The sequence below is a fragment of the Nocardioides sp. Root1257 genome, from assembly GCF_001425175.1.
Taxonomy (GTDB): Bacteria; Actinomycetota; Actinomycetes; order Propionibacteriales; family Nocardioidaceae; genus Nocardioides.
Genome location: NZ_LMDV01000001.1, coordinates 1,185,172 through 1,197,054, shown reverse-complemented (window position 1 = coordinate 1,197,054; position 11,883 = coordinate 1,185,172). Strand labels below are relative to the sequence as shown.

General features: G+C 73.6%; 12 protein-coding genes. 11 read left to right on the top strand and 1 reads right to left on the bottom strand.

Going from position 1 to position 11,883, the window contains the following annotated elements:
• Positions 1-94: 94 nt before the first annotated feature.
• The 3 genes from ASC77_RS05780 (at position 95) to ASC77_RS05770 (ending at position 3,551) form a co-directional block, all read left to right on the top strand.
• Positions 95-2,269, top strand: a complete 2,175-nt coding sequence (locus ASC77_RS05780) for a DEAD/DEAH box helicase (protein ID WP_056149627.1) — start codon at positions 95-97, stop codon at positions 2,267-2,269.
• 71 nt (positions 2,270-2,340) lie between these two features.
• Complete coding sequence (locus ASC77_RS05775; protein WP_056149974.1) at positions 2,341-2,862, top strand: sigma-70 family RNA polymerase sigma factor; 522 nt, start codon at positions 2,341-2,343, stop codon at positions 2,860-2,862.
• Entirely contained in the window at positions 2,859-3,551 is a 693-nt protein-coding gene (locus ASC77_RS05770) for an anti-sigma factor family protein (protein ID WP_056149625.1), read from the top strand. The genes ASC77_RS05775 and ASC77_RS05770 overlap by 4 nt, the downstream gene beginning before the upstream one ends.
• 3 nt (positions 3,552-3,554) lie before the next feature.
• Here ASC77_RS05770 and ASC77_RS05765 read toward each other — a convergent pair whose 3' ends face one another.
• Positions 3,555-5,597 carry a CDP-alcohol phosphatidyltransferase family protein gene (locus ASC77_RS05765; RefSeq protein WP_235547461.1) on the bottom strand — a complete coding sequence of 681 codons (2,043 nt, stop codon included), beginning with the start codon at positions 5,595-5,597 and terminating at the stop codon, positions 3,555-3,557.
• A 20-nt stretch (positions 5,598-5,617) separates the two neighbouring features.
• Here ASC77_RS05765 and ASC77_RS05760 point away from each other — a divergent pair, with 20 nt between their 5' ends.
• From ASC77_RS05760 to ASC77_RS26485, 8 genes are read left to right on the top strand one after another with little or no spacing between them, the layout of a single operon-like run.
• The gene (locus ASC77_RS05760) at positions 5,618-6,622 is read left to right on the top strand and encodes a zinc-dependent alcohol dehydrogenase (protein WP_056149969.1); all 1,005 of its coding nucleotides are present in this window, start codon (positions 5,618-5,620) and stop codon (positions 6,620-6,622) included.
• 1 nt (position 6,623) lies between these two features.
• Positions 6,624-7,004: a 6-pyruvoyl trahydropterin synthase family protein gene (locus ASC77_RS05755; protein WP_056149623.1), complete on the top strand. Its 381-nt coding sequence runs from the start codon at positions 6,624-6,626 to the stop codon at positions 7,002-7,004.
• Positions 7,001-7,933: a glycosyltransferase family 4 protein gene (locus ASC77_RS05750; protein ID WP_056149622.1), complete on the top strand. Its 933-nt coding sequence runs from the start codon at positions 7,001-7,003 to the stop codon at positions 7,931-7,933. Before ASC77_RS05755 ends, ASC77_RS05750 begins: the two co-directional genes overlap by 4 nt.
• Positions 7,930-8,685, top strand: coding sequence for a lysylphosphatidylglycerol synthase domain-containing protein (locus ASC77_RS05745; RefSeq protein WP_082574469.1), 756 nt, complete (start codon positions 7,930-7,932; stop codon positions 8,683-8,685). The genes ASC77_RS05750 and ASC77_RS05745 overlap by 4 nt, the downstream gene beginning before the upstream one ends.
• A complete protein-coding gene (locus ASC77_RS05740) occupies positions 8,678-9,373 on the top strand; it encodes a RibD family protein (RefSeq protein ID WP_082574468.1) in 696 nt (231 codons plus the stop codon). Before ASC77_RS05745 ends, ASC77_RS05740 begins: the two co-directional genes overlap by 8 nt.
• Entirely contained in the window at positions 9,370-9,975 is a 606-nt protein-coding gene (locus ASC77_RS05735; protein WP_056149617.1) for a GTP cyclohydrolase II, read from the top strand. The genes ASC77_RS05740 and ASC77_RS05735 overlap by 4 nt, the downstream gene beginning before the upstream one ends.
• 20 nt (positions 9,976-9,995) lie before the next feature.
• Positions 9,996-11,642: an MDR family MFS transporter gene (locus ASC77_RS05730; protein WP_056149615.1), complete on the top strand. Its 1,647-nt coding sequence runs from the start codon at positions 9,996-9,998 to the stop codon at positions 11,640-11,642.
• A 25-nt stretch (positions 11,643-11,667) separates the two neighbouring features.
• Positions 11,668-11,826, top strand: a complete 159-nt coding sequence (locus tag ASC77_RS26485; RefSeq protein ID WP_156390924.1) for a hypothetical protein — start codon at positions 11,668-11,670, stop codon at positions 11,824-11,826.
• The last annotated feature ends 57 nt before the right edge of the window (positions 11,827-11,883 follow it).

The following is an 11,883-nucleotide window of genomic DNA, read 5'->3' as shown; positions in this document are numbered from 1 at the left end:
GTCTCGTCCGACGTCTGTACGTCCCGGTCACGGGGCTGGGTGGGTGCGATCCGTCGCCCACTGTGCCCGTGGCCGCCACTCCGAGGAGGGGTCCTTGGCTCGATCGGGCCAGCAGCAGACGGCCAGCCGCCGTACGTCGCAGCGCAACAACGCGCAGCGTTCCTCGTCCCAGCGCGGGGGCAACCAGCGCAACGGACGGCGTCGGCCGCTCGACAACGACGGGATCATCCCGGTCCTCGCCCGCGCCGTGCGCGAGGTCGAGAACGCCGTGGAGCGTCGCTCGGCGATGCCGGGGGTGCGCACCAAGTTCCAGGTGGTCGCGCTCCTCGCCCGCGAGGAGCGGATCCGGGTCAAGGGCGACACCGAGCTCACCGACGCGCAGCGCAACGAGCAGCTCAAGCGGCTCGACGGCATCGCGACGATCCTCGCGAAGACGGCCGCCCGCGACTCCACCCTCTTCACGCTGCTCGCCGAGGACGCCGTCATCTCCGACGCCGCCAAGGAGCTGCGCAAGGAGATGATCGCCGCCGCCGGCCTCGAGGCCGAGGTCGAGGAGGTCCCGGAGGTCGACGAGACCGCCGTCGAGACCCACCACGAGCGCCGGGTCGTCCCGCAGTCGGTGGTCTCCCGCCGGCTCGCCAACCCGTTCCTCGCCCCCGACTTCTCCGCGATCGGCCGCAAGCCGCTGACCCACCGCCTCGCGACCTGGGAGCTGCTCGGCCCGCTCTTCCGCTCGTTCGAGTTCGCCGGCGCCGGCGCGACCTCGTGCATGGCGCTGCCCGAGCCCGCGTCGCTGCAGGCCGCGGGCTCCCACGAGCTGATGCACCACCAGGCGCAGCTGGTCGAGGCCGCGCGCCAGGGGCACCGCACCTTCCTGCTCGCCGACGAGCCCGGCCTCGGCAAGACCGCCCAGTCGCTGCTGGCCGCCGAGGCCGCGAAGGCGTTCCCGCTGCTCGTCGTGGTGCCCAACGTCGTCAAGATGAACTGGGCCCGCGAGGCCGGCATCTGGACCCCCCACCGCGCGGTGGCCGTCATCCACGGCGACGGCGAGGACATCGACGGCTTCGCCGACATCGTGGTCGTCAACTACGAGGTGCTCGACCGGCACGTCGGCTGGATGGCCGACCACGGCTTCCGCGGCATGGTCGTCGACGAGGCGCACTTCATCAAGAACAAGTCCTCCCAGCGCTCGCAGCACGTGCTGCACCTCTCCGAGCAGATCCGTCAGCGCACGGTCCGGCCGCTGCTGATGGCGCTGACCGGCACGCCGCTGATCAACGACATCGAGGACTTCCGGGCGATCTGGCAGTTCCTCGGCTGGATCGACGACAAGAAGCCGCTCGCGGAGCTGATGGGTCCGCTCGAGGAGACCGGCCTGACGCCGGCCGACCCGGCGTTCTACCCGGCCGCACGCCGCTGCGTCGTCGACATGGGCATCGTGCGCCGCCGCAAGGTCGACGTCGCCGCCGACATCCCGGCCCGCCGGGTCGCCGACCTGCCGGTCGAGCTCGACGGCGAGGTCGGTCGCTCGATCCGCGACGCCGAGCGCGAGCTGGCCCGCCGGATGGTCGAGCGCTACGAGACGGCGCTCGCGACCCGTACGTCGGGCCGGACTGTCGAGGGCATCGACCACGCGCTGGTGCGCCAGGTCGCGACCTGGGAGCGCGAGGACACCGACAGCACGTCGGGCGAGAACGTCTTCACGATGATGCGCCACATCGGCCAGGCGAAGTCGGCGCTCGCCGCCGACTACGCGGCCCAGCTGGCCCGCAGCGTCGGCAAGGTCGTCTTCTTCGCCAAGCACATCGACGTGATGGACACCGCCGAGGAGACGTTCGCCCGCCGCGGCATCCGCTACTCCTCGATCCGCGGCGACCAGAGCACCAAGACCCGCGAGCAGAACATCGCCGACTTCGTGAACGACCCGGAGGTCGAGGTCATCGTCTGCTCGCTGACCGCGGCCGGCGTCGGCATCAACCTGCAGGTCGCGTCCAACCTGGTGCTCGCCGAGCTCTCGTGGACCGACGCCGAGCAGACCCAGGCCATCGACCGGGTGCACCGCATCGGCCAGTCCGAGCCGGTCACCGCGTGGCGGATCATCGCCGCGCAGACGATCGACACCCGGATCGCCGAGCTCATCGACAGCAAGGCCGGCCTCGCGGCCCGTGCGCTCGACGGCGCCGGCGAGACGGTCGCGACCTCGGTCGACGTCCAGCTCGAGGCGCTGGTCGGCCTGCTCACGGAGGCGCTCGAGGAGAAGCACGGCTGACCGGGCTCCACCTGAACACCCTCCGACTGAACCCGGGCGCCGTACCGTCCGTGTCAGGGGTGGAGGTGGAGATGGCGGAGAGCCCGGGGAACCCGGTGGCGCTGATGCAGCAGCTGCACGACGAGCACGCGCCCGCGCTGTGGGGCTACTGCCTGCGCCTGACCGGCCACGACCGGGCGCGGGCGGAGGACGTCGTCCAGGAGACCCTGCTGCGCGCGTGGCGCCGGATGCCGGCGCTCGACGAGTCCCAGGGCTCGGTGCGCGCGTGGCTCTTCACCGTGGCCCGCAACATCGTGATCGACGAGTGGCGCACCAAGCGGTCGCAGAGCGAGGTGTCCGTCCCCGAGGTCCCGGACGGGGCCGGCGAGGCCGACCGCACCGACCAGGTGCTGCTCTCGTGGGTGGTGGCCGACGCACTCGAGCGCCTCTCGGCCGAGCACCGCGCGGTGCTGGTGGAGTGCTACTACCGGGGCCTGCCCGTCGCCGAGGCCGCCGAGCGCCTCGGCGTCCCGCCCGGGACGGTCAAGTCCCGCACGCACTACGCGCTGCGCGCGCTGCGGCTCGCGCTCGAGGAGATGGGGGTGGTGGCATGAACGACCTGCATGGCTGCGAGCTCGCGCACGACGACGCCGCCTACGTCCTCGGCGCCCTGCCACCGGCCGAGCGGCTCGCGTTCGAGCGTCATCTCGCGACCTGCCCCGAGTGCGCCGCGTCGGTGCGCCAGATCGCCGGGCTGCCCGGCCTGCTCGGCCGGCTGTCGCTCGACGAGGTCGAGTCCGCACCCCCGCCCGAGCCCCTGCCCGAGACCCTGCTGCCGCGCCTCGTCGACGGCGTACGCCGCCAGCAGCGCCGCCGGCGCTGGGCGGTCGGGCTGGCCGCTGCCGCCGCCGTGGTCGCAGTCGCCGCCGCGAGCGCGACCGTGGTTGCGGTGGCCTCCGAGGACGAGCCGCCCCCGACCGCCGTCTCGCAGACGATGACGCCCCTCGACCAGGACCGGGTCGACGCCAGCGTCGCGCTCACCTCGGTCGCGTGGGGCACCCGCCTCGACCTGACCTGCAGCTACGACGAGCCGAGCGGTGGCTACCACCACGACGACCCGGCGCCGACGTACTCGCTCGTCGTGCGGACGACGGACGGGGCGGTCGAGCAGGTGGCGACCTGGAAGGCGCTGCCCGGCAGGACCATGCACCTCACCGGCGCGACCGCGCTGGACACCGACGACATCGCCTCGGTCGAGGTGCGCGCCGCCGACGGTCAGCCGGTCCTCCGGCTCGACGGCTGAGCCTCAGGAGCTGAAGGTCTCCAGGAACCGGTCGCGCACCGTGTCCATGCGCCACACAGGCGCGTCCGGAGACGGGTGCAGCCCGGGCTGCCAGCCCCAGTCGGCGATCCGGCGTACGACGCCGGGGTCGCGCGCGATGACCGAGACCGGCACGTCGTGGCCGGGGTGGGCGCCCGAGACGTAGGAGTGCGGCTGGTGGTCACCGAGCACCAGCAGCACGAGGTCGGGGTCGGGCTGCTGCTCGAGCCAGGAGACGAGCGTGTCCATCGTGTACTCGATCGACTGGCCGTAGAGCGTCTGCACGTCCGACGAGCCCGGCTGGGTCGGCGAGCCGTCGAAGACCGACCCGTCGCCCACCTGGTCCCACGGCACCAGCAGCGGCGACGGCGCCCACGGGTGGTGGCTGGAGACGAGGTCGATCTCCGCCATCACCGGCGGGCGGTCCGCGGGGTCGAGCTCGAGGCGCTGGAAGGCGCTGAGCGTGTACTGGTCGGGCATCGGCGCGTAGCCGAACTCCGGGCCGCGGTAGCCGACGTCGCGGGAGTCGTAGAGATGGTCGAAGCCGTAGTAGTCCGCACCCTCGGGCCAGTCCCGGGTGTTCGCCGGCACGTCGAAGACCGTGCGCCAGCCCGCCCGGCCGAACGCCGACGTGAGCGTCAGGCGGTCGGCGCCGAGGAGCTGGTCGTAGCGACGCTGGCTGTCGGCCCACACACCCGACTGCAGGGTCGAGTGGGCCAGCCAGCTGGCCGCGCCGAAGGTCGGTGAGGTGAGGAAGGCGCTGCGGGCGGCGTACCCGGCCCGGTGCAGGCGTCGGCTGCCCCGGTCGAGGACGTCGTCGACGCCGGGTGAGTACGACGTGCCCTGCACGGCGACCCGGCCGTAGGACTCGACGAAGACGATGAGCACGTCCTTGCCGCGCAGCCCCGTCAGCAGGCGGGAGCCGGGGACGTCCGCGTAGGGGTCCGCCGCGATCTCGCGACCGAACGTCTCCCGATCGGCGAGGTCGGCCCGCACCTGCGCGACCTCGTCGTAGGCGAGTGCCGCGGCGTTCGTCGAGCCGATCTGGGTGAGGCCGGCGAGGACGAGGACCCCGGAGAGGACCGCGGCGGTCCGCCGGTGGTGCGTGACGGTGCCGGCCACCCGGACCGTGGCGAGCGGGAGCGCCACGAGGACGGCGACGACGAGCAGGACCGCGACGACCGCGACCGCGCGCGCGGCCGGGACGCCGATCGAGTCGCCCAGCACACCGACGCCCGGCCCGAGGTAGACCCAGTCGGCGGTCGGGTCGAAGGGCCGGTCCAGGATCCGCTCGAAGCCGAGGTCGAGCACCCGCAGCACCACGACCACGCCGAGCACGAGGCCGAGCAGGAGCGCCGCCGTACGACGCAGTCCCCGCCAGGGGAGCAGCGCGAGCGCGAGCAGCAGCAGGGCGTCGACCGGCAGCCGCACCAGGTCGCCAGGTTCCTGGGGGAGCGTGAGCGCCAGCCAGACCGCACCCAGCGCCAGCAGGGTGACGCCGCCACCGCGGGGGTAGGCCACCTCCTCGGTGCGGGTGCGCCACAGCCACCACACGTCACGGCCGAAGGACTCCGCGAGCAGGGCGAGCACGCCGAGCAGCAGCGCCTCGTCGGCCGCCGCAGGCAGCAGTCCGGACACCGCGATCGCCAGCCCGATGCCGGCCACCGCGGCGACGACCTTGCGCCAGTAGCGCGGCGGCACCGGCCGGCGCAGCCACGGCAGCACCCGCTCGGCGAGCCAGAGCAGGTAGCGAGCCGCCCCGATCAGCAGCACCCACCAGCCGTGCTCGGCGGCCGCGTACACGCTGAGCACCAAGATCAGGAACGCGTCGGTCTCCATGTCGAAGCGCGCGCCGAACGCACTGGTGGTGCCGGTCCGACGCGCGACCTGCCCATCGACCCAGTCCAGCGCGAGCGCCACGACGACGAGCGTGAGCCCCCGGCCGGTGGGGCCGAGGACCGCGATCACGACCGCGAGGGCAGCCCGGATGCCGGTGATGAGGTCGGCAGGACGGTGAACCAGCGGCACGGTGCCTCCGTGTGTGGGGTGTGACCAGTCGTACGGAGACCGCACCGCCGGGGTTCACGGAGGCGGCGTTCTGGGTCCGCGCGCCGGGGCACGGCGAGATCCGTCCCGTGGCGCTCGCCGGGCCGGACGTGGGCGAGGTCCGGGTGCGCACCCGTCACTCCGGCGTCAGCCGCGGCACCGAGACGCTGGTCTTCCGGGGCGGCGTGCCGGAGAGCCAGCGCGAGGAGATGCGGGCCCCGTTCCAGGACGGGTCGTTCCCCGGCCCGGTCAAGTACGGCTACCTCAGTGTCGGCGTCGTCGAGGCCGGGCCCGACCCGCTCCTCGGCCGCACCGTGTTCTGCCTGCACCCGCACCAGACGGCGTACGTCGTGCCGGCGTCGGCCGTGGTCGAGGTCCCCGACGGCGTGCCCGCCCGCCGGGCCGTGCTCGCGGGAACGGTCGAGACCGCGCTCAACGCGCTGTGGGACCTCGGGCCGCTCGTCGGGGACCGGGTGGCCGTCGTCGGGGCCGGGATGGTCGGGTGCTGCGTGGCCCGCCTGCTCGCCGGCATCCCGGAGCTCGAGGTGACCCTCGTCGACGTCGACGAGTCACGCGCGGGCGTCGCCGAGCGGCTCGGTGTCGCGTTCGCGACCCCGGGGGACGCGCCCGGCGGGCGGGACGCGGTGGTGCACACCAGCGCGTCGGCGGCCGGGCTGCAGCTCTCGCTCGACCTGCTGGAGCCGGAGGGCACGGTGCTCGACCTGAGCTGGTACGGCGACCGGGGCGTGGACCTCCGCCTCGGCGGCGCGTTCCACTCGCGACGGCTGCGGATCCGCTCGAGCCAGGTCGGGGTGGTGGCCGGCCGGTCCCGACGCACCCACACCGACCGGCTGGCGATGGCGCTCCGGGTGTTGCGCGACCCGGCGTACGACGTGCTGCTGACGGGGGAGTCCGACTTCGCCGACCTGCCCGACGTGCTGGTCGCCCTGGCGTCCGGGGAGCTCCCGGCGCTGTGCCACACGATCCGCTACCCGCAGGAGGCCTGACGTGTTCTCGGTGACCGTCCGCGACCACATGATGATCGCCCACAGCCTGCGCGGCGAGGTGTTCGGACCGGCGCAGCGGCTGCACGGCGCGACGTACGTCGTGGACGCGACGTTCTCCGGCCCGGAGCTCGGCCCCGACGGGATCCTGGTCGACATCGGCCGGGCCGGTGAGGTGCTGCACGAGGTGCTCGGCGCCCTGACCTACCGCAACCTCGACGACGAGCCCGACCTCGCCGGCACCAACACCTCGACCGAGGTGCTGGCGAAGGTCGTCGCCGACCGGCTCGCCGACCGGGTCGGCGAGCTCGGCGCCCCGGAGCGGCTCCTCGTCACGCTGCACGAGTCCCACGTCGCGTGGGCGGGCTACGAGAGGTCGCTGTGAGGACCGTCCACGTCGTGGTGCCCGCCGGGATCGACGACCCGGCGCGACCGAGCGGCGGCAACGTCTACGACCGCCGCGTCATCGCCGGCCTCGCCGACGCCGGTTGGGCCGCCCGTGAGCACACCTCGACGGGCACCGTCCCCGACGGTGCGCTCGCGCTCGTCGACGGGCTGCTCGCGTCGCCGGCGCTGGTCGAGGAAGCGGCCCGGGTCCGGATCGTCGTGCTCGTCCACATGCCCCGCGGCCCCGTGGTCCCCTGGGAGCGCGACGTGCTGCGGGCCGCCGCGGGCGTGGTCACCACGAGCCGGTGGACGCGACGGCGGCTCCTCGAGTGGTACGACCTCGCTCCGTCGCGGGTCCGCGTCGCGGAGCCGGGGGTGGACGTCGCGGCACCGGCGGCGGGCTCGGCCTCCGGCGGGACGTTGCTGTGCGTGGGGGCGGTGACGTTCCTCAAGGGGTACGACGTGCTGTCCGACGCGCTCGACGGGCTGGGCGACCTCGCCTGGACCTGCCGGGGCGTGGGGTCGACGGAGATCGAGCCGGCGTTCGCCGCCCGGGTCGGCGACGCCGTGCACCTCACCGGACCGCAGACCCGGGCCGAGCTCGATGCGACGTACGCCGACGCCGACCTGCTGGTGCTCGCCTCGCGCGCCGAGACCTACGGGATGGTCGTGACCGAGGCGCTGGCGCGCGGGGTCCCGGTGATCGCGAGCGATGTCGGTGGCGTGCACGAGGCGGTCGGCCACGCCGGCGTGCTGGTGCCGCCGGGCGACCCCGACGCCCTCGCCGGCGCGCTGCGCCGCTGGCTGACGGACGACGCCCACCGCGCCGCCCTGCGCGAGGCCGCGCGGGCGCGGCGTACCTCCCTCGGCGACTGGTCGCGCACGGCCGCACTCGTCTCGGGCGCCCTCGTGGAGGTCGCACCGTGAGCCGCCGGACGAAGGTGGCCGGTGGCCTCGTGGTCCTCGCAGTCGTGCTCTGGTGGGTCGGCCCGGGGCCCTTCGTGCAGGCGGTCCGCTCGGCGGGTCCGGCCGCGCTCGTCGCCGCCGTGGTCCTCACCGCCGCGACCACGCTCTGCTGCGCCTGGCGCTGGCGGGTGCTCGCCCGCGGCCTCGGGGTGGACGTGCCGCTGCGCGAGGCGTTCGCGGCCTACTACCGCTCGCAGTTCCTCAACGCGACGCTGCCCGGTGGCGTGCTCGGCGACGTGCACCGGGCGGTCCGGCACGGCACGCTGCCCGTCGTCGCCGACCGCGGGTCCGGCCAGGCCGTGCAGGTGCTCGCCGCCGGCGCGGTGCTCCTGGTCGGGCCGGCGCCGTGGGCGGCCGTGCTTCTCGTCGTCGTCATCGTGGCGGCCCTGGTGCGCTGGCCCGCCGTCGTCACCGCCTCGCTGCTCTCGTCGGCCGGGCACGTGCTGGTCTTCCTGGTCGCCGCCCGGGCCGCCGGCACCGACGCGTCCCTGGTCGAGCTGCTGCCCCTGGCCCTGCTCGTCATGCTCGCCGCCGCCATCCCCTTCAACGTCGCGGGCTGGGGCCCGCGCGAGGGGGTGGCCGCCTGGGCCTTCGCGGCCGCCGGGCTCGGCGCCGCCCAGGGAGCGACGGTCGCCGTGCTGTACGGCGTCCTCGCCCTGGTCGCGACGCTGCCGGGCGGCGTCCTGCTCGCGAGAGGGGTCGCGCGTGCCTGAGCGTCCCTACACCGTCCTCAGCTGCGGGATGTCCATCGACGGCTACCTCGACAGCGCCGGCGACGAGCGGCTGATCCTGTCCAACGAGGCCGACCTCGACCGGGTCGACGAGGTGCGCGCCGGCTGCGACGCGATCCTGGTCGGCGCCACCACGGTCCGCAAGGACAACCCGCGCCTGCTGGTCCGGCACCCCGACCGCCAGCTCGACCGGGTCGCCCGCGGGCTCAAGCCGACGCCGCTCAAGGTGACCGTCACCTGCCGCGCCGACCTCGACCCGAGCGCGCGGTTCTTCACGACCGGTGACGCCGAGAAGCTCGTCTACAGCCCGTCGCCGTACGTCGCGCAGGCGAGGTCCCGCCTCGGCGCGGTCGCCACCGTCGTCGACGGGGGACCCCGGGTCTCGATGCGCCGGCTCGCCGAGGACCTGCGCGAGCGCGGCGTCGAGCGGCTGATGGTCGAGGGTGGCGGCACCATCCACACCCAGTTCCTCGTCGAGGACGTCGCCGACGAGCTGCAGCTGGTCGTGGCCCCCTTCTTCGTCGGCGACTCCGCCGCGCGCCGGTTCGTCGACGACGGCCCCTTCCCGTTCGGGCCCGCGACCCCGGCGACGCTGGCCGACGTACGCCGGATCGGCGAGGTCGTGCTGCTGCGCTACCGGCTCTCCGACCGCTTCGAGGAGTCCGCATGACCGCATCGATCCGCACCGAGCTCCCGCTCCCGCTGCGCTTCGCCGACGGCTGGTCCACCGCCGCGCGGGTGGTGACCTTCGACGGCCTCACGGACGGTCGCGAGCACCTGGCCCTGAGGCTCGGGCCCGCCGTACGCCGCGAGCCGCTGGTGCGGGTGCACAGCGAGTGCCTGACCGGCGACGTGCTCGGCAGCGCGCGCTGCGACTGTGGGCCCCAGCTTCGGGAGTCCGTCGAGCGGATCGCCGACGTCGGCGGCTACCTGCTCTACCTGCGCCAGGAGGGACGCGGCATCGGGCTCTACGCGAAGCTCGACGCCTACGCCCTCCAGGACGCCGGCCTGGACACCTACGAGGCCAACGTCGCCCTGGGGTACGGCGAGGACGAGCGCGACTACACCGTCGCCGCGCAGATGCTCGAGGCGCTGGGGGAGCGGCGCGTCGCGCTGCTCACCAACAACCCCGACAAGACCGGGCAGCTCGCCGCCCTCGGTATCGAGGTCACGCGCCGGGTGCCGACCGCGGTGCACCGCTCGGCGAGCAACGGCCGCTACCTGGAGGCCAAGGTGCGGCACGGGCACCTGGTGGGGGTCGCTGCGGAATAGGTTGCCCTAGGCTGCGCGCGATGAACGACAACGCGAGCCCGGTGGCGGCACCGGCACCCGACGCCACGACCGGCGAATACACCCACCGGCAGATCCTCACGATCCTCTCGGGCCTGATGCTCGGCATGTTCCTCGGCGCCCTCGACCAGACGATCGTGAGCACGTCGATCCGCACCATCGCCGACGACCTCAACGGGCTGTCGGTGCAGGCCTGGGTGACCACGGCGTACCTGATCACCGCGACGATCACGACGCCGATCTACGGCAAGCTCGGCGACAACTACGGTCGCAAGAAGCTCTTCATGTTCGCGATCACCGTCTTCATCGTCGGCTCGGCGCTCTGCTCGTTCGCGACCACGATGTACCAGCTGGCGGCATTCCGCGCCTTCCAGGGGCTCGGGGCCGGCGGACTCTTCACGCTCGTGCTGGCGATCATCGGCGACATCGTGTCCCCGCGGGAGCGGGCCCGCTACACCGGCTACTTCATGGCCATGTTCGGCACCTCGAGCGTGCTCGGCCCGCTCATCGGTGGCTTCTTCGCCGGCCAGGACACCATCCTCGGGCTCGACGGCTGGCGCTGGGTCTTCCTGGTCAACGTCCCGATCGGCATCGCCGCCCTGGCCGTCGTCTTCCGTACCCTCCACATCCACCACACCCCGCGCCACGTCCGCATCGACTGGTGGGGCGCGGTCGCGCTGGTCGTTGGCCTCGTGCCACTGCTGACGGTCGCCGAGCAGGGCCGCTACTGGGGCTGGGACTCGCCCCGCTCGCTCGCCTGCTACGCGATCGGCGTCGTGGGTGTCGTCGGCTTCGTGCTCGCCGAGCGGATGATGGCCGATGCCGCGCTGATCCCGCTGCGGCTCTTCCGGATCCGCTCGGCTGCGGTGTGCATCGCGGCGAGCCTCACCGTCGGCGTCGCCATGTTCGGCGGCATCATGCTGCTCCCGCTCTACATGCAGATCGTGCACGGCGCCTCGCCGACCGAGGCGGGCCTGCTCACCCTGCCGATGGTGGCCGGCATGATGGCCGGCTCGATCGGCGCCGGCCAGGTCATCTCGCGCACCGGCCACATCCGGCTCTTCCCGATCGTCGGGTCCGCGCTCGTCGTCGTGGGCCTGGTGCTGCTCTCGCTGTGCGGTGCCGACACCTCGCTCCTGTGGGTCAGCCTGTCGATGCTGGTGCTCGGGCTCGGGCTCGGCAACTGCATGCAGCCGCTCCTCCTGATCATGCAGAGCTCGGTGCCGCCGACCGAGATCGGCGTCGCCACCAGCTCGGCGACCTTCTTCCGCCAGATCGGCGGCACGCTGGGCGTCGCGGTCTTCCTGTCGGTGCTCTTCAGCACCGTCGGCGGCAACATCGCCGACGCCATCAAGGACGAGTCGCAGACACCGGAGTGGCAGCAGGCGGTGGCGGCCGGGCACGGTCTCGACCCCTCGGTGATCGCCCAGGTCCAGGACGACTCCTCCTTCATCGAGCAGCTGCCCGCCGTCATCGCGCACCCGTTCAAGGTGGGCTTCGCCGAGTCGATGGACCAGGTCTTCCTGCTCGCCGCCGGCGTCGGCGTCCTCGCCTTCCTGATCCTGCTGCTGCTCCCCGCCGTCGAGCTGAGAGCCACCTCGGCGAGCGCCGCCGCACGCGCCGAGGCGGACGCCGAGCCCCCGCTCTGACCCGACGGTCTGTTTGGATGGAGCCATGACGGACCGTGACTACGAGCCCGAGATCGTCGACGCCGTGCAGCACGTCGCCAACAGGTACGGCGTGGCCGGGCTGGAGGACCTGATCGCCCTGGCCCAGGAGGAGCTGCCGATCGCGCGGGCGGCCCTCGAGGAGCTCGCGCCCGACGCCGACTGACTCCGGGCTGACGGTTCGCTGCGCGACCCCCGCCGGACGTACGCTGGGTGCTTCCGC

Bases quoted from the DNA above. Each gene is read 5' to 3' on its own strand.
- ASC77_RS05730 (WP_056149615.1), top strand. From the start codon at position 9,996: ATGAACGACAACGCGAGCCCGGTGGCGGCACCGGCACCCGACGCCACG.
- ASC77_RS05735 (WP_056149617.1), top strand. From the start codon at position 9,370: ATGACCGCATCGATCCGCACCGAGCTCCCGCTCCCGCTGCGCTTCGCC.
- ASC77_RS05775 (WP_056149974.1), top strand. From the start codon at position 2,341: ATGGCGGAGAGCCCGGGGAACCCGGTGGCGCTGATGCAGCAGCTGCAC.
- ASC77_RS05770 (WP_056149625.1), top strand. From the start codon at position 2,859: ATGAACGACCTGCATGGCTGCGAGCTCGCGCACGACGACGCCGCCTAC.
- ASC77_RS26485 (WP_156390924.1), top strand. From the start codon at position 11,668: ATGACGGACCGTGACTACGAGCCCGAGATCGTCGACGCCGTGCAGCAC.